Annotated in this window: 14 protein-coding genes; 10 read left to right on the forward strand and 4 right to left on the reverse strand. The window is 63.7% G+C overall.

Translation table 11 applies throughout. The features are described 5' to 3' along the window. Window positions 1-2 precede the first annotated feature (2 nt). The 3 genes from WBK23_RS17245 (at window position 3) to WBK23_RS17255 (ending at window position 5,161) form a co-directional block, all read left to right on the forward strand. Complete coding sequence (locus tag WBK23_RS17245; protein WP_424485157.1) at window positions 3-1,292, forward strand: diguanylate cyclase; 1,290 nt, start codon at window positions 3-5, stop codon at window positions 1,290-1,292. Window positions 1,293-1,402: 110 nt separating this feature from the next. After that, window positions 1,403-3,199 carry an acyl-CoA dehydrogenase C-terminal domain-containing protein gene (locus WBK23_RS17250; RefSeq protein ID WP_424485158.1) on the forward strand — a complete coding sequence of 599 codons (1,797 nt, stop codon included), beginning with the start codon at window positions 1,403-1,405 and terminating at the stop codon, window positions 3,197-3,199. A 183-nt stretch (window positions 3,200-3,382) separates the two neighbouring features. Further along, a complete protein-coding gene (locus WBK23_RS17255) occupies window positions 3,383-5,161 on the forward strand; it encodes an acyl-CoA dehydrogenase C-terminal domain-containing protein (RefSeq protein WP_424485159.1) in 1,779 nt (592 codons plus the stop codon). Window positions 5,162-5,394: 233 nt separating this feature from the next. Here WBK23_RS17255 and WBK23_RS17260 read toward each other — a convergent pair whose 3' ends face one another. Next, window positions 5,395-5,979 (reverse strand): HutD family protein, encoded by a 585-nt coding sequence (locus WBK23_RS17260; RefSeq protein ID WP_424485160.1) that lies wholly within the window; start codon window positions 5,977-5,979, stop codon window positions 5,395-5,397. Between the two features lie 268 nt (window positions 5,980-6,247). Here WBK23_RS17260 and hutI point away from each other — a divergent pair, with 268 nt between their 5' ends. The 6 genes from hutI to hutC all read left to right on the forward strand — a co-directional run bounded on the left by hutI (window position 6,248) and on the right by hutC (window position 13,936). Beyond that, a complete protein-coding gene (gene hutI / locus WBK23_RS17265) occupies window positions 6,248-7,483 on the forward strand; it encodes an imidazolonepropionase (protein WP_424485161.1) in 1,236 nt (411 codons plus the stop codon). Then, entirely contained in the window at window positions 7,473-8,411 is a 939-nt protein-coding gene (gene hutG / locus WBK23_RS17270; protein WP_424485162.1) for a formimidoylglutamase, read from the forward strand. The genes hutI and hutG overlap by 11 nt, the downstream gene beginning before the upstream one ends. 120 nt (window positions 8,412-8,531) lie before the next feature. Next, entirely contained in the window at window positions 8,532-9,857 is a 1,326-nt protein-coding gene (locus WBK23_RS17275) for a YjiH family protein (RefSeq protein ID WP_424485163.1), read from the forward strand. A gap of 39 nt (window positions 9,858-9,896) precedes the next feature. Then, on the forward strand, window positions 9,897-11,579 hold the full coding sequence (gene hutU, locus WBK23_RS17280; RefSeq protein ID WP_424485164.1) for a urocanate hydratase: 1,683 nt from the start codon (window positions 9,897-9,899) through the stop codon (window positions 11,577-11,579). Next, on the forward strand, window positions 11,576-13,111 hold the full coding sequence (gene hutH, locus WBK23_RS17285) for a histidine ammonia-lyase (protein ID WP_424485165.1): 1,536 nt from the start codon (window positions 11,576-11,578) through the stop codon (window positions 13,109-13,111). The genes hutU and hutH overlap by 4 nt, the downstream gene beginning before the upstream one ends. A 111-nt stretch (window positions 13,112-13,222) precedes the next feature. After that, entirely contained in the window at window positions 13,223-13,936 is a 714-nt protein-coding gene (gene hutC, locus WBK23_RS17290; RefSeq protein ID WP_424485166.1) for a histidine utilization repressor, read from the forward strand. A gap of 176 nt (window positions 13,937-14,112) precedes the next feature. Here the strand turns inward: hutC and WBK23_RS17295 are convergent, their stop codons facing one another. Continuing rightward, entirely contained in the window at window positions 14,113-14,769 is a 657-nt protein-coding gene (locus tag WBK23_RS17295; RefSeq protein ID WP_424485167.1) for an endonuclease I family protein, read from the reverse strand. Window positions 14,770-15,345: 576 nt separating this feature from the next. Here WBK23_RS17295 and WBK23_RS17300 point away from each other — a divergent pair. Continuing rightward, window positions 15,346-16,122, forward strand: coding sequence for a substrate-binding periplasmic protein (locus WBK23_RS17300; protein WP_424485168.1), 777 nt, complete (start codon window positions 15,346-15,348; stop codon window positions 16,120-16,122). A 14-nt stretch (window positions 16,123-16,136) separates the two neighbouring features. On the opposite strand, the gene WBK23_RS17305 is transcribed toward WBK23_RS17300, so the two are convergent. Both WBK23_RS17305 and WBK23_RS17310 read right to left on the reverse strand, forming a co-directional pair. Further along, window positions 16,137-17,051: an alpha/beta fold hydrolase gene (locus WBK23_RS17305; protein WP_424485169.1), complete on the reverse strand. Its 915-nt coding sequence runs from the start codon at window positions 17,049-17,051 to the stop codon at window positions 16,137-16,139. Continuing rightward, complete coding sequence (locus WBK23_RS17310) at window positions 17,048-17,638, reverse strand: TetR/AcrR family transcriptional regulator (protein WP_424485170.1); 591 nt, start codon at window positions 17,636-17,638, stop codon at window positions 17,048-17,050. The genes WBK23_RS17305 and WBK23_RS17310 overlap by 4 nt, the downstream gene beginning before the upstream one ends. Window positions 17,639-17,957: the final 319 nt, after the last annotated feature.

The following is a 17,957-nucleotide window of genomic DNA, read 5'->3' on the forward strand; positions in this document are numbered from 1 at the left end:
TCTTGTCGCGTTTTGCCGCTGTGCGTATCAGCCACTTTCTGCCTTCGCTGCTGCTCTTGTTCGGCGGGCTGCTGCTTGCCCGGCTGACGCAGCTGAACGAGTTTTTTACCTCGCTGTTCAATGTGCTGCCAACGCTGCTGCTGTTGCTCGGCGGGGCGTTCTGCCTGGTGTACGGGCGTCAGCGCGAGGTGTTCCTGCTGCTGACGCTGTATCTCGCGTACTTCCTGCTGGATATTCAGGTCGATCATTTCCGCCAGAACGGCCAGGTGCATGGCGACACGGCCCTGGTTTTCCACCTGTGCAGCCTGTTGTTGCCCCTGCTCTATGGCTTGTATGCGGCCTGGCAGGAGCGTACGCACCTGGTGCAGGACCTGGTCGCCCGCGCCGCCGTGTTGCTGGCGGTCGGTGCAGTTGCGTTGGGGCTGGCGCAGCGCTATCCGGAGGCGTTGTTGCAGTGGTTGTCGCTGGTGCGCTGGCCGGCCTTGCAGGTGGCCTGGCTAAGCCTGGTGCAGCTGGCGTACCCGCTGTTCGCACTGGGTTTTATCCTGCTGCTGGTGCAGTACCTGCGTGCGCCGCGCCCGCTGCATGCGGCGCAATTGCTCGGCCTGTGCGGCGCGCTGTGGATGCTGCCGAACACCTTTATCCTGCCCCATGCGCTGAACGTGATGAGCAGCCAGATCATGCTGATCCTGGTGGTGGCGGTGGCGCACGAGGCCTACCAGATGGCCTTCCGCGACGAGCTCACCGGTCTGCCGGGTCGCCGCGCCTTGAATGAACGGCTGCAGCGTCTGGGCCGCAGTTATGTGATCGCGATGGCCGACGTCGATCACTTCAAAAAATTCAACGACACCCACGGCCACGATGTCGGCGATCAGGTGTTGCGCCTGGTCGCGGCGCAGCTGCGCAAGATCGGCGGCGGGGGCAAGGCCTACCGTTATGGTGGCGAGGAATTCACCCTGGTGTTCCCCGGCAAGACGCTTGACGAGTGCTTGCCGCATCTCGAAGTGGTGCGCCAGGCGATCGAGGTCTACCGCATTCAGCTGCGCGATAAACTGCAGCGCCCGCAGGATGACAAGCAGGGCCGCGCGCGCCGAGCTGGCGGTGCCGCGACCCAGGTGTCGGTGACAGTGAGCATGGGTGTGGCCGAGCGCGGCCAAGAGCAGCGCAACCCGGAAGAGGTGCTCAAGGCGGCCGATAAGGCGCTGTATAACGCCAAGAGCGCCGGGCGCAACTGCGTGCGCAGTCATGGTCAGCGGCGCGGCGCGGTCAAGCTGGATACCGCGCGGGGCTGAGGCTCTCGGTTAATAGCAGTGTATTCAGCATCCGCACTGTGATTGTTGCGGTGCCGCGCGGGCCGTAGCGTAGAGCGCTAACCCACGCTCTAGCTGACGGAGATGCCAGCATGCCCGAGTACAAAGCTCCCCTGCACGATATGCACTTTCTGATCGACGAGGTCTTCGACTTTCATGCGGGCTACGTCGCGATGGGGGCCAGCGACGCCACCCCGGATATGGTCAGTGCAATCCTGGCCGAGGGTGCGAAGTTCTGTGAGCAGGTGCTGGCCCCGCTGAACCGCTCCGGCGATGAAGAGGAATGCCAGATCAACGACGGCGTGGTGACCACGCCCAAGGGCTTCAAGGAAGCCTTTGCCCAGTACGTTGAGGGTGGCTGGAATGGCCTGGCGGCGGACCCGGCCTACGGCGGCCAGGGTCTGCCGCATTCCCTCGGTCTATTGATCGGGGAAATGGTCGGCGCCAGCAACACCTCCTGGGGCATGTACCCGGGCCTGACCCACGGCGCGATGTCGGCGATCCACGCCCACGGCACCGAAGCGCAGAAGCAGACCTACCTGAGCAAACTCACCGAAGGCAGTTGGACCGGCACCATGTGCCTGACCGAAGCCCATTGCGGCACCGACCTGGGCCTGATCAAGACCCGCGCCGTGCCCCAGGCCGATGGCAGCTATGCGGTCAGCGGCAGCAAGATCTTTATCTCCGCCGGCGAGCACGATATGAGCGAGAACATCGTGCACCTGGTGCTGGCCAAGCTGCCCGATGCGCCGGCTGGCACCAAGGGCATCTCGCTGTTTATCGTGCCCAAGTTTCTGCCCAACGCTGAAGGTCAGGCAGGCGAGCGCAATGGCGTGAGCTGCGGCTCGATCGAACACAAGATGGGCATCAAGGCCTCGGCCACCTGCGTGATGAACTTCGACAGCGCCACCGGCTACCTGATCGGCGAGGCCAATAAGGGCCTCAATTGCATGTTCACCATGATGAACCACGCGCGCCTGGGCACCGGCATGCAGGGTCTTTGTCTGGGTGAGACCAGCTTCCAGGGCGCGATCAAGTACGCCACTGAGCGCCTGCAGATGCGTGCGCTAACTGGGCCGAAAGCGCCGGATAAAGCCGCCGACCCGATCATCGTGCACCCTGATGTGCGGCGCATGCTGCTGACCATGAAAGCGTTCAACGAGGGCAACCGCGCGCTGGCCTATTTCACCGCGCAGCTGATCGACCAGGCGCACCGCGGCGACAGCGCCGAGCCGCGTGAAGAGGCGGAAAACCTGTTGGCCTTCCTCACGCCGATCTGCAAAGCCTTTATGACCGAGACCGGCCTGGAGGTGACCAACCACGGCATGCAGGTATTCGGCGGCCACGGTTTTATCCGCGAATGGGGCATGGAGCAGCTGGTGCGTGACTGCCGCATCGCGCCTATCTATGAAGGCACCAACGGCATCCAGGCCCTCGACCTGCTTGGGCGCAAGGTGCTCGGCAGCCAGGGCAAGCTGCTGCGCGGCTTTACCAAGATCGTCCACAAGTTCTGCGAGGCCCAGGCCGAGCACCCGCAGCTCAAGGGTTATGTGGCGCAGCTGGCGACACTGAACCAGCAGTGGGGCGCGCTGACCCAGAAGATCGGCATGGCGGCGATGAACAACCCGGACGAAGTCGGCGCGGCCTCGGTGGATTACCTGATGTACTCCGGCTACGTCACCCTGGCGTACTTCTGGTTGCGCATGGCCCTGGTGGCCGAGCAAAAGCTGGCGGCGGGTGCGGGCGAGGCGGCGTTCTACCAGGCCAAGCTGGCGACCTGCGAGTTCTACTTCAAGCGCCTGTTGCCGCGTACCGCCACCCATCTGGCCGGTGCCGAGGCGGGCAGCGAGTGCCTGATGCGTTTACCGGCCGAACACTTCGCCCTCTGACCAGCGGTTGCAGCCCTGCCAAAGCCCGCCACCCGGCGGGCTTTGCTGCTTTTCAGGCGCTGATGGGCCTAACAAACGAATGGTGACCTTATGGTCACGACGCGACGCTATGTGTCTAAAAAGTTGTTCGGTTAGACTTCGTGCACATCTTTACACCTGCCGGTTCGTCCGAGGAATTGCCCCATGGCTGACTACAAAGCTCCCCTGCGCGATATGCGCTTCGTGCTCAATGAAGTGTTTGAAGTTTCCAAGCTGTGGGCCCAGTTGCCGGCCCTGGCTGAAGTGGTCGATGAAGACACTGCAGCGGCGATTCTCGAAGAAGCCGGCAAGGTCACCGGCGGCGTGATCGCCCCGCTGAACCGCAGCGGCGACGAAGAAGGCTGTTCCTGGGCCAACGGTTCGGTGAAAACCCCGGCCGGCTTCCCGGATGCCTACAAAACCTACGCCGAAGGCGGCTGGGTGGGCGTCGGTGGCGATCCGGTATTCGGCGGCATGGGCATGCCCAAGGCGATCTCGGCTCAGGTCGAGGAAATGGTCAACTCGGCCAACCTCTCGTTCGGCCTGTACCCGATGCTGACCGCCGGTGCCTGCCTGTCGATCAACGCCCACGCCAGCGCAGAGCTGAAAGAGAAATACCTGCCGAACATGTATGCCGGCACCTGGGCGGGCTCCATGTGCCTGACCGAGCCGCATGCCGGCACCGACCTGGGCATTATCCGCACCAAGGCCGAGCCGCAAGCCGATGGCAGCTTCAAGGTTTCCGGTACCAAGATCTTTATCACCGGCGGTGAGCACGACCTGACCGAGAACATCATTCACCTGGTGCTGGCCAAGCTGCCGGACGCCCCTGCGGGCCCGAAAGGCATCTCGCTGTTCCTGGTGCCGAAGTTTATGGTCAACGCCGACGGTTCCCTGGGCGAGCAGAACAGCCTGTCCTGCGGCTCGATCGAACACAAGATGGGCATCAAGGCTTCGGCCACCTGCGTGATGAACTTCGACGGCGCCACCGGCTGGATCGTCGATGCACCGAACAAGGGCCTCGCCGCGATGTTCACCATGATGAACTACGAGCGTCTGGGCGTTGGTATCCAGGGTCTGTCCCTGGGTGAACGCAGCTACCAGAACGCCGTGGAATACGCCCGCGACCGCATCCAGAGCCGCGCGCCGACCGGCCCGGTGGCTAAAGACAAAGCCGCCGACCCGATCATCGTGCACCCGGACGTGCGTCGCATGCTGCTGACCATGAAAGCGCTGAACGAAGGCGGCCGCGCCTTCTCCAGCTATGTGGCCATGCAGCTGGACACCGCCAAGTTCAGCGAAGACGCCGCCACCCGCAAACGCGCGGAAGAGCTGGTGGCTTTGCTGACCCCGGTGGCCAAGGCCTTCCTCACCGATATGGCGCTGGAAACCACCACCCACGGCCAGCAGATCTTCGGCGGCCACGGTTATATCCGTGAATGGGGCCAAGAGCAGCTGATCCGCGACTGCCGCATCACCCAGATCTACGAAGGCACCAACGGCATCCAGGCGCTCGATCTGGTCGGCCGTAAAGTGGTCGGCAGCGGCGGTGCGTTCTACAAGCACTTCGCCGAAGAGATCAAAGCCTTTACCGACTCCGCTGACGCTTCGCTGGCTGAGTTCGTTAATCCGCTGAAAGAGGCCATTGCCAACCTGGAGCTGATGACCGCCGATCTGCTGGAACGCGCCAAGGCCAACCCGAACGAAGTCGGCGCTGCCTCGGTCGAGTACCTGCAGGTGTTCGGCTACACCGCCTACGCCTACATGTGGGCCCTGATGGCACGCACCGCACTGGCCAAGCAGGACCAGGACGAGTTCTACGTGAGCAAACTGGGCACCGCGCGTTTCTTCTTCGCCCGCCTGCTGCCGCGTATCCACTCGCTGACTGCTTCGGTCAAGGCCGGTAGCGAGAGTCTGTACCTGCTGGACGCTGCGCAGTTCTAAGAAGCCGTCTCGGATCTGCTGCGCGTCGGCCCCTCTCGATAAAAGAAAGGGGCGTTAGAAATGGCCTCGGGTTGCTCATTTACAGCTCGTAAACTCCGCACCCTCGGCCATTTCTGCCTTGTCTCGCTCTAGCTCGCGAGATCCGAAACAGCTTCTACGTTTTACTGCGTAACGCAAAAAGCCCCGGCCTAATCAGCCGGGGCTTTTTATTGGCTGCGGTTTAGTGGCGGGCGCTAAACCCGCTCCAGCCAGGCGAGAAACAGGCTGCTGTTGCCCAGGTTGTTCAGGGTCAGTGGTCCCGGTTCATCTTCCAGCAGCAGGCCTTGGCCCGGGCCGAATGACAGTGCAGTCGCGCCGGGCCAGCTGCATTCAAGCGTCGCGCCGCTCTGGCAATAGATCAACAGCACCGCAGCGCTGTCGATGCTCAGATTGCCGGCCAGCAGCTGGTGCTGAAGGCGATGTTGCCAGTGACCACGTCGGCTCATCAGGTTCAGGTCGGTGACTGCACCATCGAGCAGCTCGGCCTGGATCTCCAGTTCGCCGGGGAAGCTCGCCAGCGGGTTATGCGCATCCAGCTGCAACGTCTGCCCAGGCAGGATCAGGCGCAACCCCGTGCCGTCCAGCAGGCCCAGGCTGCGGTCGATGCCGGGAAAATGCGAGAAGGCTCCGTCGCTTGCCACACTGGCGCTGCTGATACGCCAGTCGAAGTCATGCAATTCCGCTCCGTCTGGATATATCGCCAGTTCCAGGGTGACGCCTGCGCCATTTTTCCAGGGCAGTTGCCTGGCGCTGTGTCGGTCGACAATCCGCGCGCTCATGCTGTGGGGATCCTGTGATTGAGTGTATTCTTATTGTATATACAAAATAATTGAAATCCATACTTGTTCAGGCGCTGGCCGGATGGGTCGCGGGATGTTCTGTCGATAATTTCGATTCGTTAAAGGTTGGTGAAACGCTCTGCGTCGAGCTGTCTAGTTTGGCATGGCGTCGTGCAGGGAGTGTTTATGCCCAGGTAATCGACAGGCTGGGGTTGACGCATAGATATCTCGCTCATATTGTATATACATATTGTGTGAGGATGCCTCGATGCCAATGCCCGCCCCACGCCTGCTCTGGCGTGATCTGTGTCTGTTTGATGGCCTGGCCGTGCTGGCAGAGCCCATGACCGTGCTGGTCGAGGCGGGCAGGGTGGCGGGGCTGTGGCCGGCCCAGGCGTTTCCCGAGGCCTTGGCCCAGGGGGCGGTTGAAGCCGGATGTGGCGGGGTGATGACCCCGGGCCTGGTGGATTGCCACACGCACCTGGTGTACGCCGGCAACCGTGCCGGTGAATTCGAGCAGCGTCTTGAGGGCGTCAGCTACGCCGAGATCGCCAAGGCCGGCGGCGGCATTCTCAGTACCGTGCGCGCCACCCGTGCTGCCAGCGAGGACGAGTTGCTGGCGCAAAGCCTGCCGCGCGTGCAGGCGCTGCTGGATGACGGCGTGACCACCCTGGAAATCAAATCCGGCTACGGCCTGAGCACGGCGGATGAGTTGAAGATGCTGCGTGTGGCCCGCCGCTTGGGCGAGTTGCTACCGCTACGCATCACTACCACCTTGCTCGGTGCTCATGCCCTGCCGCCGGAGTTCTCCGGCGATAGCGACGGCTATATCGGCCTGGTGTGCGACGAGATGATCCCGGCCGCCGTTGCCGAGGGCCTGGTCGATGCGGTGGATGTATTCTGCGAAAACATCGCCTTTAGTCCGGCGCAGTGCGAGTTGGTGTTTCAGGCCGCGCGCCGTCATGGCCTGCCGATCAAGGTGCATGCCGAGCAGCTGTCAAATCAGGGCGCGAGTGCCCTGGCCGCACGCTATCAGGGGCTTTCGGCCGACCATATAGAATTTCTCGACGAGGCCGGGGTGCAGGCCATGGCCGTTGCCGGCACCGTGGCCACCCTGTTGCCGGGGGCCTTTTATACCCTGCGCGAAACCCAGTTGCCGCCCATCGCGTTGCTGCGTCAGTACGGCGTGCCGATGGCCCTGGCCAGCGATGCCAACCCCGGCACCTCGCCGATCTGCTTTCCGACCCTGACCCTTAACCAGGCCTGCACCCTGTTCCGTTTGACCCCGCGCGAGGCCCTGGCCGGTATGACCGCCCATGCCGCCCGCGCCCTCGGCCGCCCTGACCTGGGGCGGATCGAGGTTGGGGCCCCCGCCGATCTGTGCCTGTGGGATGTGCAGCAACCTGCCGAACTGGCCTATGCAGTCCAGCCGGGCCGCCTGCGTCAGCGCATCTTCAACGGCGCCATTAGCTACCGCAAAGAGGTCAACACTCATGCACGCTGATCGCAACTCTATGGGCCTCTGGCAGGGTCGCGTCGACCCGGAAGCCGACAGCCCGCGCTGGCATCAGCGCATTCAGGCTCTGAGCGCCGACAGCCAGCCTGGCGTCGCCCTGCTCGGTTTCGCCAGCGACGAAGGGGTGCGGCGCAACCATGGCCGCGTCGGCGCGGTGAATGGCCCGCTGGCCATCCGCAAGGCATTGGCCAATCTGGCCTGGCATCGCCAGGGCGCGGCCTATGACGCCGGTGATGTGCTGTGCGCCGATGGTGATCTGGAAAGCGCCCAGGCGCGCCTCGGTCATAACATCTGCGCACTGCTGGATGCCGGGCATCTGCCGGTCGTTCTAGGCGGCGGCCATGAGGTGGCCTTCGGCAGCTGGCAGGGTATTGCCGAGCATATGGCCGGCGCTGCTCCTCGTATCGGCATTATCAATTTCGACGCGCACTTCGACCTGCGTGACCCGGCCCATGCCCATTCCTCCGGCACGCCTTTCGCGCAGATCGCCGAGCAGTGCGCCGCCCGTGGCTGGCCGTTCGCCTATGCCTGCCTCGGCGTCAGTCGCGCCAGCAACACCCAGGCGCTGTTCCAGCGCGCCACCGAGCTGGACGTGCTGGTGCGCGAAGATCGAGAGATTCGCGAAGGCAGCCTGGCGGCTATCAGCGCTGAGTTGCAGGCCTTTATCGCCGGTTGCGACGCGATCTACCTGACCATCGATATCGACGTGCTGCCGGCCTGCGAAGCTCCTGGGGTCAGCGCCCCGGCAGCGCGTGGCGTGCCGCTGGCGCTGCTCGAACCGCTGCTGGAAACCGTGCGCGACAGCGGCAAGCTGCGCCTGGCCGACCTGGCCGAACTCAACCCCGAACACGATATCGACAGCCGCACCGCCAAGGTCGCGGCGCGGCTGATCCACCTGTTGACCCTGACCGGCTAAGCGCTGCTTGGCCACTTCCCTGACAACAATAAATACAGAGGAATGCACAGATGACACCCTTCACCCAGAACCGCCATGGCCGTAGCCCTGCACCCCGTTCGTTGCGCGCGGAGAGCCGTCATGTCTGAACAACTTACCGCGTTCGCCAGCGTGTCTAAGGGCCGCGCCTTGGCGCGGTTGCTCGGCTACAGCCTGATCGGCCTGTTGCTGTTTTTCGTACCCTTCGAAATCGGCGGCCGCTCGACCATCCTCCTCGATCATGCTGCTACGGCCTTACAGACCCATGCACGGCCGCTGGTGATCAGCATTGCCATGCTGTTTATGCTCTACGGCGCGCTGCAGCCCTGGCTCAGCGGCAGCTGGCGCGGCGACCTGACCCGCACGGTGTTCAGCGTACTCAAGGTGTTCGGCCTGCTGATCGGCGTGGCCTATCTCTTTCGTGTCGGGCCTGAAGCGCTGTACCAGCCTGGGATGCTGCCGTTTCTGTTCGACAAGCTGGTGCTCAGCTTGGCGCTGATCGTGCCGCTGGGTGCGCTGGCCCTGGTGTTTCTGATCGGCTTCGGCCTGCTCGAGCTGGTCGGTGTGCTGATGCAGCCGGTGATGCGGCCAATCTGGCGCACCCCGGGCAAGTCGGCCATCGATGCGGTGGCCTCGTTCGTGGGCAGCTACTCGGTGGGCCTGCTGATCACCGATCGCATGTACCAGCAGGGCCATTACAGCGTGCGTGAGGCGGCGATTATCGCTACCGGCTTCTCCACGGTGTCGGCGCCTTTTATGGTGATCATCGCCAAGACCCTAGGCCTGATGGAAGTCTGGAACCTGTACTTCTGGAGCGCGATGCTGGTGACCTTTGCCGTCACCGCCGTCAGCGCGCGCATCTATCCGCTGTCACGTCTGCCCAGCGAGAGTCGCCCCGAGCCGCAGCTGCAAGCCGGCGAAAGCCGTATCGCCAGCGCCTGGCGTGCCGGGCTGAGTCAGGCGGCCAGTGCGCCTTCACTGCTCAGCGCGTTGCGCGAGACCTTTGTCGATGGCCTGCGCATGACCGCCGCGATTCTGCCGAGCATTCTCGCCGTCGGCCTGCTCGGCTTGCTCGCCGCCAAATACACCCCGCTGTTCGATGCCCTCGGCGTGCTGTTCTACCCGCTGACCTGGCTGTTTGGCCTGACCGAGCCAATGCAGGTGGCCCGCGCCATTTCCTCGGGCCTGGCGGAAATGTTCCTGCCGGCCATGTTGCTGAAAGACGCCGACACGCTGGTCAAGTTCGTCACCGCCATCGTCTCGGTGAGCAGCGTGCTGTTTCTCTCGGCTTCGATTCCCTGCGTGCTGGCCACACGAATTCCCCTGCGTCTGCGCGACCTGTTGCTGGTCTGGCTGCAGCGCACGTTCTTAAGCCTGTTGTTCAGCATTCCGCTGGGCTACCTGGCGCTCTACATGGGCTGGCTGTAAGCCGCCCGCACCTGATGATCTGTTGATAAGGAGCTTGTTATGAGCCTTTTCCGTGACACCGAAATCCGCGCCGCCCGTGGCACCACGCTGACCGCCAAGAGCTGGCTGACCGAAGCGCCGCTGCGCATGCTGATGAACAACCTCGACCCGGAAGTGGCGGAGAACCCCAAGGAGCTGGTGGTGTATGGCGGCATCGGCCGCGCCGCGCGCAACTGGGAGTGCTACGACAAGATCGTCGAAGTGCTGACTCGCCTGGAAGACCACCAGACCCTGTTGATTCAGTCCGGCAAGCCGGTCGGCGTGTTCGAAACGCACAAGGACGCGCCGCGCGTGCTGCTGGCCAACTCCAACCTGGTGCCGCACTGGGCCACCTGGGAGCACTTCAACGAACTGGATGCCAAGGGTCTGGCCATGTACGGCCAGATGACCGCCGGCAGCTGGATCTATATCGGCAGCCAGGGCATCGTCCAGGGCACCTATGAAACCTTCGTCGAGGCCGGTCGTCAGCATTACGGCGGCAGCCTCAAGGGCCGTTGGGTACTCACCGCGGGCCTCGGCGGCATGGGCGGTGCCCAGCCACTGGCGGCGACCCTGGCCGGTGCCTGCTCGCTGAATATCGAGTGCCAGCAATCGCGTATCGATTTCCGCCTGAAGACCCGTTATGTCGACGAGCAGGCCAGCGATCTGGACGACGCCCTGGCGCGTATCGACCGTTACTGCGGTGAAGGCAAGGCCGTGTCCATCGCCCTGTGTGGCAACGCCGCCGAAATCCTCCCGGAACTGGTGCGCCGTGGCGTGCGCCCGGACATGGTCACCGACCAGACCAGCGCCCACGACCCGCGCCACGGCTACCTGCCGGCCGGCTGGGGCTGGGATGAATACGTCGCCCGCGGCAAGACCGAGGAGGCCGTGGTGGTCAAGGCCGCCAAACAGTCCATGGCTGTGCATGTGCGCGCCATGCTGGCCTTCCAGCAGATGGGCGTGCCGACCTTCGACTACGGCAACAATATTCGTCAGATGGCCCTGCAGGAGGGTGTCGATAACGCCTTCGATTTCCCTGGTTTCGTTCCGGCTTATATCCGTCCGCTGTTCTGCCAGGGCATCGGCCCGTTCCGCTGGGTGGCGCTGTCCGGCGACCCCGAGGACATCTACAAGACCGACGCCAAGGTCAAGGAACTGATCCCGGACGACGCTCATCTGCACAACTGGCTGGACATGGCGCGTGAGCGCATCAGCTTCCAGGGTCTGCCGGCACGTATCTGCTGGGTTGGCCTGAAAGACCGCGCGCGCCTGGCTCAGGCCTTCAACGATATGGTCGCCAGCGGCGAGCTGAAAGCGCCGATCGTGATCGGCCGCGACCACCTCGATTCCGGCTCGGTGGCCAGCCCCAACCGTGAAACCGAAGCCATGCAGGACGGCTCCGACGCCGTATCCGATTGGCCGCTGCTCAACGCCCTGCTGAATACTGCCGGCGGCGCGACCTGGGTGTCGTTGCACCACGGTGGCGGCGTCGGCATGGGCTACTCGCAGCATTCCGGAGTGGTGATCGTCGCCGACGGCACGCCAGACGCCCGCGCCCGTCTCGGCCGCGTGCTGCGCAACGACCCGGGCACCGGGGTGATGCGTCACGCCGATGCCGGTTATGACATTGCCGTCGATTGTGCTCGCGAGCAGGGTCTGGATCTGCCAATGATTGGCGCTACCCAAGGAGCCCGTGCATGAACCCGCTCACCCTGCATCCCGGCCAGTTGACCCTGGCCCAACTGCGCGCCGCCTACCAGGCACCCCTGCGCGTGAGCCTGGCAGCGTCGGCCTATCCGGCCATCGAAGCCAGTGTTGCCTGCGTCAACGGCATTATTGCCGAAGGCCGCACCGCCTACGGCATCAATACCGGTTTCGGCCTGCTGGCCTCGACCCGCATCGCCACGGAAGACCTGGAAAAGCTGCAGCGCTCGCTGGTGCTGTCGCATGCCGCCGGCATCGGCGCGCCGCTGGATGACGCCATGGTGCGGCTGATCATGCTGCTCAAGGTCAACAGCCTGGCGCGCGGCTTCTCCGGCATCCGTCGCGCAGTGATCGAGGCGCTGATCGCCCTGATCAACGCCGAGGTCTATCCGCATATTCCGCTCAAGGGTTCGGTCGGTGCTTCCGGCGACCTCGCGCCGCTGGCGCATATGTCGCTGGTGCTGCTCGGTGAAAGCCAGGCGCGCTATCGCGGCGAATGGCTGCCGGCGCGCGAAGCGCTGGCCATCGCCGGGCTGGAACCCATGACCCTGGCCGCCAAGGAGGGCCTGGCCCTGCTCAATGGCACCCAGGTGTCCACTGCTTACGCCCTGCGCGGCTTGTTCGAGGCCGAGGATCTGTTCGCCGCCGCGACGGTGTGCGGCAGCCTCACCGTCGAGGCCGCGCTGGGTTCGCGTGCGCCTTTCGATGCGCGTATTCATGCTGCGCGCGGTCAGCGTGGGCAGATCGACGCGGCCGCCGCTTACCGTCATCTGCTCGGTGCCAGCAGCGAAGTCGGCCGCTCTCACGCCGCCTGCGACAAAGTGCAGGACCCGTACTCGCTGCGTTGTCAGCCGCAGGTGATGGGTGCCTGCCTGACCCAGTTGCGCCAGGCTGCCGAAGTGCTGGCGGTGGAAGCCAACGCGGTATCGGACAACCCGCTGGTGTTCGCCGCCGAGGGCGACGTGATCTCCGGTGGCAACTTCCACGCCGAGCCGGTGGCCATGGCCGCCGACAATATCGCCCTGGCCATCGCCGAAATCGGCGCGCTGAGCGAACGGCGCACCTCGCTGATGATGGACAAGCATATGTCGCAGCTGCCGCCGTTTCTGGTGGCCAATGGCGGGGTCAACTCCGGTTTTATGATCGCCCAGGTTACTGCCGCCGCATTGGCCAGCGAGAACAAGGCCCTGGCTCACCCGCACAGCGTCGACAGCCTGCCGACCTCGGCCAACCAGGAAGACCATGTGTCGATGGCCCCGGCCGCCGGCAAGCGCCTGTGGGAAATGGCCGCCAACACCCGTGGCGTGCTGGCCATCGAATGGCTGGGTGCCTGCCAGGGCCTGGATTTCCGCGAAGGGCTGAAAAGCTCGCCGCTGCTGGAGCAAGCGCGTCAGATCCTGCGGGCGCAGGTGGCGTATTACGTCGAGGATCGCTTCTTCGCCCCGGATATCGAGGCCGCCAATGCCCTGCTGGCAGAGCGGGTGCTGACCCCGCTGTTGCCGACCGGGGTATTGCCGTCGCTGGCGTAGGTTGGCGTTGAGCGCAGTTGCTAGGGTGGACAACGCGACGCTTGTCCACCCTACGTTGTGGCTTGTTGACGCGCTATTATCCGCGCATCGGGACCATCCCAAGGAGCCGCTGTGAGCAGTACCACCCCGCGCTACAAGGCCATCGAAGAGTTCCTGCTTGAGCGCATCCACAGTGGTGTTTATCCGGTCAATCATCAGATTCCGCCGGAAGAGCAGCTCGCGCGGGATTTCGGCGTGAGCCGGATGACGGCCAACAAGGCCATCCGCGATCTGGTGCAGAAGGGCTACCTGCTGCGTCAGGCCGGCCTCGGCACCTTCGTCACCGACCGCAAGGCCGAGTCCTCCCTGCACGAAGTGCTGAACATCGCCGCCGAGGTGCGCGCGCGCGGGCATGCCTACAGCAATGACATCATTCGCTGCGAGGCGCTGGCCGCCGACGATGAGGTGGCCCTACGTCTGGGCCTGCGCTTGGGTGCCGAGGTGTTCCACAGCATTCTGGTGCACCGCGAGGACGGCGTGCCGATTCAGTTGGAAGACCGTTTCGTCAATCCGCGCTGGGTGCCGCATTACCTGCAGAGTGATTTTTCCAAGCAGACGCCCAACGAGGTGCTGGTGGCCAGCTGCCCGATTGCCGATGTCGAGCATGTGGTCGAGGCGGTGCTGGTCGATGCACAGGTGGCCGGCTGGTTGCGCATCGACGTGGCCGCGCCGTGCCTGAGCGTGATCCGCCGCACCTGGTCGGATGAGCACCTGATCAGCTATGCGCGGCTGATTCATCCGGGGGATCGCTACAAGTTGCGCTCCACCCACAAGCCACGCCGCTGAGAGCCTGCTCAAGGTCTGCTGCGCGTCGGCTCTACTGCGTTAAAAACAGGCTCGGAATGCTCATGTACAGCTCGTACATTCCGCTTCCTCGCCGCTTTGACCAGCCAGAGGCTGTTACTAACGTAGCGCCTTGTATAGCTCTAGCTCGCGATACCTTGAACAGGCTCTGAGATCGCTTAGTTGTTGATCTGCTGCTCGACCAGGCTGGGGTCGTCGATAAAGCGGTTGCGCGTGCCTTGCAGGCTGGCGATCTTGTCGTTGCGCGCCTTCTCTTCGGCGTCCGGCGGGTCCATCTGGTGCCACTTCTTGTACATCTGCACCTGGCCGACGATGGGCAGGTCGTATTCGACGTGCATATAGAAGATCGCGCGGGCGACGTTGCCCTTGGCTTCATCGCGCGGCTCGACCAGCTGGAAGCTGGCTTTCAGGTCGCAACCGATGTCGGCGAACTTGCTCGCGACGCTGTCGTCCAGGTCGCCGAACTGCGCATTGCGCCGCGCCAGCTCGACGCGGGTCAGTGCCGGATAGAGGTTATGCAGGTCGGAGACCATATAGACAAAACGCGGATTCATGATGCCGCACTGGCGATCCGTTACGCAGCGCAAGGCGCTTTTCAGCTGCTTGGTGCCGTAGACCGGGCTGGCGGTGAATTGCCCGCCGCCTGTGCTGAAGGTTTTGCCGCAATACAGCGAGGTGCCGCCTTGGCCGTAGAGCTGATCCCAGAACAACTGGGTAGCGGCCTTGGGGTCGGAGAGTTGGTTCTGCCCGCCGGCCAGCGTAGGCAGGCTGAGGCTGGCTGCCAGGCAGCCAATGGCAATAAGCAGTGAGCGCATGGTGTTGCCCCAATGACCGCCGTTTGCGGGGTCTGTTGTTTTTGTAAGACAAGTCCGAGTCTAACAAGACCTGTGTCACAAAATAAAGCCGAGCGTTTGCTTGGTTTGTCCGCGCCAGGCTCTTTGTAAGCCATGGCTTACAGAGCATCCAGCCTATCGCCACTATGCCTGACGATGGACGGTGGCTAATCTGCCTGCATGGACGTCGCGCAGGAAGCGCACTTTAGCAACAGGGATACGCTGGACAGCTGCCAGGATGGCAAGCAGATCACGGATGTCAGGACTCAGTCTGCAAAGCCCCGCAATCGCGGGGTTTTCTTTTTTATGCTCAGCGCATCCATGCGCTTCACTCCTCCGGGGCTTGCGCGCAAAAACACTCCCGACGTTTTTGTGGCTTGCCGTCCATGGCAGCCACCCTTCGGGCCGTCGCTACGCAACGTTAAGAATGGCTTCAGGCAATTTTTGGGCGTTCGCCCAGCATACGCTTAGCCCGCTCGGAGGCCGAGCCGGGGAAAGATCAGAGGGGTAGGGTGGCCTGGATTACACTGTGGTGAGTTGCTGCAGTCGAGTTCTCGTATGCTGACCCTGTTTGCCCAGTGCTGTCTCCGATCGGTGCGAATCGCCGGATTGCTTGGCGCTGCCTGGGCGCTATCGACCATCCAGCCCTTGGCCGCCGCGCAGGAATACCGCGTGGGGGTAGAGGATGTTGATTACTTCCCCATCTATTCAGTGACCCCCCAGGACAACCAGTACCGCGGCTATGCCCGTGAGTTGCTGGATCTGTTTGCGCTGCACGAACAGATTGCTCTGCGCTATGTGTCACTGCCGGTACGGCGGCTCGCCTACGAGTACCAGGCCGGGCGGCTCGATCTGGTGTTCCCCGACAACCCGCGTTGGCACTCAGGCGATAAATCGACCAAGGCGGTGACCTATTCGCAGCCCGTGCTGACGTTTCAGGACGCCATGCTGGTGCTGCCGACGCGCCAGGGGCAAGCGCGCGGCAGCTTTCGCAAGCTCGGTTTCGTCCGCGGTTTTACCCCCTGGAAATTCCAGGCTGAGATCAGTGCCGGCCTGGTGGAAATACATCAGGCCCCCAACCCGGAAGGGTTGATTCGTATGGCCCTCGCCGGCTATATCGATGCGGCCAATATGTCGCAGCAGGTGGCCCGTTATCACCTCGCTCGCCTAGGCCAGCCTGACGGCCTGGTGGTGGAGCCCGGCTTGCTGGCCATCAGCGACAGTTATTACCACCTGTCGAGCATTCGCCATCCGCAGTTGATCCAGCATTTCGATGCGTTTCTGCGCAGCGAGCATCGGGCTGTCGCCGCGCTAAAAGAGAAATACGGCCTATAGCGGATCGGTGTGGCTCACTGGCTGGCCGCAGCCCGGCTAAGTGGCCGCTGAAACGTTGCGGCGCTGGCCTGCAAGCCGGCGAACCAGTTCAGCATTTCATCCCACAGCGGCTGTGCGGCCGGGCGGAAATAACCCATATGACCGATCGCTCCGATGGTGCTTGCCGAATCGATGGTGCGCGCCTGGTAGGGCGCTGCGCTGTAGGCCGCCATAAAGGCGTCGCGCGAGGAGGGCGGTGCCCACAGGTCATCCAGGGCGTTGGCGGCGATGATCGGCGTACTGACCTGGGCGAAGCGTTCGCTCAAGCCCGGCATCTGCGGGTCTTCGAAGAAATAGCGCGGGTAGCGGCACCAGCGTTTCCACTGGGTGTACACGCCCAGTGGCAAGTCCTCGCCCATGCCCAGTTTGCTCCAGGCCAGGTAGCCCTTGTAGCGGGTCAGCAGCGGGCCGATCAGTCGCCACATGGTCAGCACGCGCAGTTGCTCGGCCTTGGGCATCCAGCCGTGCCAGCCGGCCCCGGTGCCGAAGGTGTAGAAGCCCTGCACCTGATCATGGTTGGGCAGCAGGCCGAAGGCGTGGCCGCCAAACGAATGGCCGACCATATACAGCGGCCGCTCGGGGTGGCGGTGCTGATCGACGGCCGCCGCCAGGTCGAAGTTTGCCCAGTCCAGATAATCCATGACGAAGCCGCGCAGACTGGCGGGCTTGGATTGGCCAATGCCGCGGTAGTCGATCGTCAGAGTGCTGTAGCCGCGCTGGGCGGCGTATTCGGCAAAGCGCCGGTAGAAGCCCTGGGGTACGCCGGTGGCCCCGGCCACGACCAGTTGCGCGATGGGCTCGGGCGCGTGATACAGCGTGGCGGTCAGCGGATAGCCGTCCAGTGCGGGCAGTTGCAGGGTTTCACTGAGAATGGCGGTGCGGGTGTTCATGCTGCGGCTCCTCCCGGTGGTAGTTGCCGGGTCAGGTTGAACAGGGCGTCGGCGGCGCGTTTGAGCGGCTCGCTGTTTCCCGCGACCCGGGCTTGCAGCAGGCCGCCTTCGTACAGCGCGACATACAGCGCGGCGAGGTTGTCGGCCTGCTCGCTGGGGTAACCGTAGGCATGCAGTTGCTGGCTCAGGGCCTGGCGCACGGCGGCGAAACTGCGCTGCAGGGCGGCGCGAATCTCGACATCCTCCGGGCCGCTTTCCAGGGCAATGGTCGCCAGTGGGCAGCCGCGCTCGAACTGGCTGTGCTCCAGTTGTTGCAGTGCGCCTTGCAGCCAGTTGTGCATGGCGCTGAGCGGGTCGCTTTGCTGGGCGAACAGGCGGCTGAACAGGGCGTCGGTGTGCTGGCTGATATGCTCGATGGCCGCTACCGCCAGCTCGCTTTTACCACCGGGGAAGTGGTGATACAGGCTGCCCTTGGGCGCGCCGGCGTGCTCCAGCAGTTCGTTCAGGCCAACGCCATGCAGGCCCTTGCGTTGCAGCGCATCGGCCATGGCGTGGATCAGCTTGTCGCGGGTCGGGATCTTCTTCATGGGCGAATATATAGACCGGTCGGTCTATTTAGCCAAGTATTTTTTCGCCGTATCGACGCGCCTGATGATGCCTCATAGGGCATAACGGCTGCCGCCGCGTGGCAATCCTGGCCGGTAATGGCTGTCGCGTTCGTCACCTGGAGCCCGCGCCGGCTTGACCGGCTGGGGCAATCGGTAGAGGTTAAGTGAGCGGCGCACTGTCACCGAATTGCCATCAACCCCAGCCATGCTGCTGGCTAGCGGCGTTCGGTGGGCACGATAACCCCAGCCGCATCCCTTTGGGCGTTTGCCCCTTGCATGTACTGCCTCCTGACCACCT

This window comes from Pseudomonas sp. (genome assembly GCF_049653025.1).
In the GTDB taxonomy this organism is placed as follows: Bacteria; Pseudomonadota; Gammaproteobacteria; order Pseudomonadales; family Pseudomonadaceae; genus Aquipseudomonas.

Bases quoted from the DNA above. Each gene is read 5' to 3' on its own strand.
- WBK23_RS17250 (WP_424485158.1), top strand. From the start codon at position 1,403: ATGCCCGAGTACAAAGCTCCCCTGCACGATATGCACTTTCTGATCGAC.
- WBK23_RS17255 (WP_424485159.1), top strand. From the start codon at position 3,383: ATGGCTGACTACAAAGCTCCCCTGCGCGATATGCGCTTCGTGCTCAAT.
- WBK23_RS17260 (WP_424485160.1), bottom strand. From the start codon at position 5,979: ATGAGCGCGCGGATTGTCGACCGACACAGCGCCAGGCAACTGCCCTGG.
- hutI (WP_424485161.1), top strand. From the start codon at position 6,248: ATGCCAATGCCCGCCCCACGCCTGCTCTGGCGTGATCTGTGTCTGTTT.
- hutG (WP_424485162.1), top strand. From the start codon at position 7,473: ATGCACGCTGATCGCAACTCTATGGGCCTCTGGCAGGGTCGCGTCGAC.
- WBK23_RS17275 (WP_424485163.1), top strand. From the start codon at position 8,532: ATGTCTGAACAACTTACCGCGTTCGCCAGCGTGTCTAAGGGCCGCGCC.
- hutU (WP_424485164.1), top strand. From the start codon at position 9,897: ATGAGCCTTTTCCGTGACACCGAAATCCGCGCCGCCCGTGGCACCACG.
- hutH (WP_424485165.1), top strand. From the start codon at position 11,576: ATGAACCCGCTCACCCTGCATCCCGGCCAGTTGACCCTGGCCCAACTG.
- WBK23_RS17295 (WP_424485167.1), bottom strand. From the start codon at position 14,769: ATGCGCTCACTGCTTATTGCCATTGGCTGCCTGGCAGCCAGCCTCAGC.
- WBK23_RS17300 (WP_424485168.1), top strand. From the start codon at position 15,346: ATGCTGACCCTGTTTGCCCAGTGCTGTCTCCGATCGGTGCGAATCGCC.
- WBK23_RS17305 (WP_424485169.1), bottom strand. From the start codon at position 17,051: ATGAACACCCGCACCGCCATTCTCAGTGAAACCCTGCAACTGCCCGCA.
- WBK23_RS17310 (WP_424485170.1), bottom strand. From the start codon at position 17,638: ATGAAGAAGATCCCGACCCGCGACAAGCTGATCCACGCCATGGCCGAT.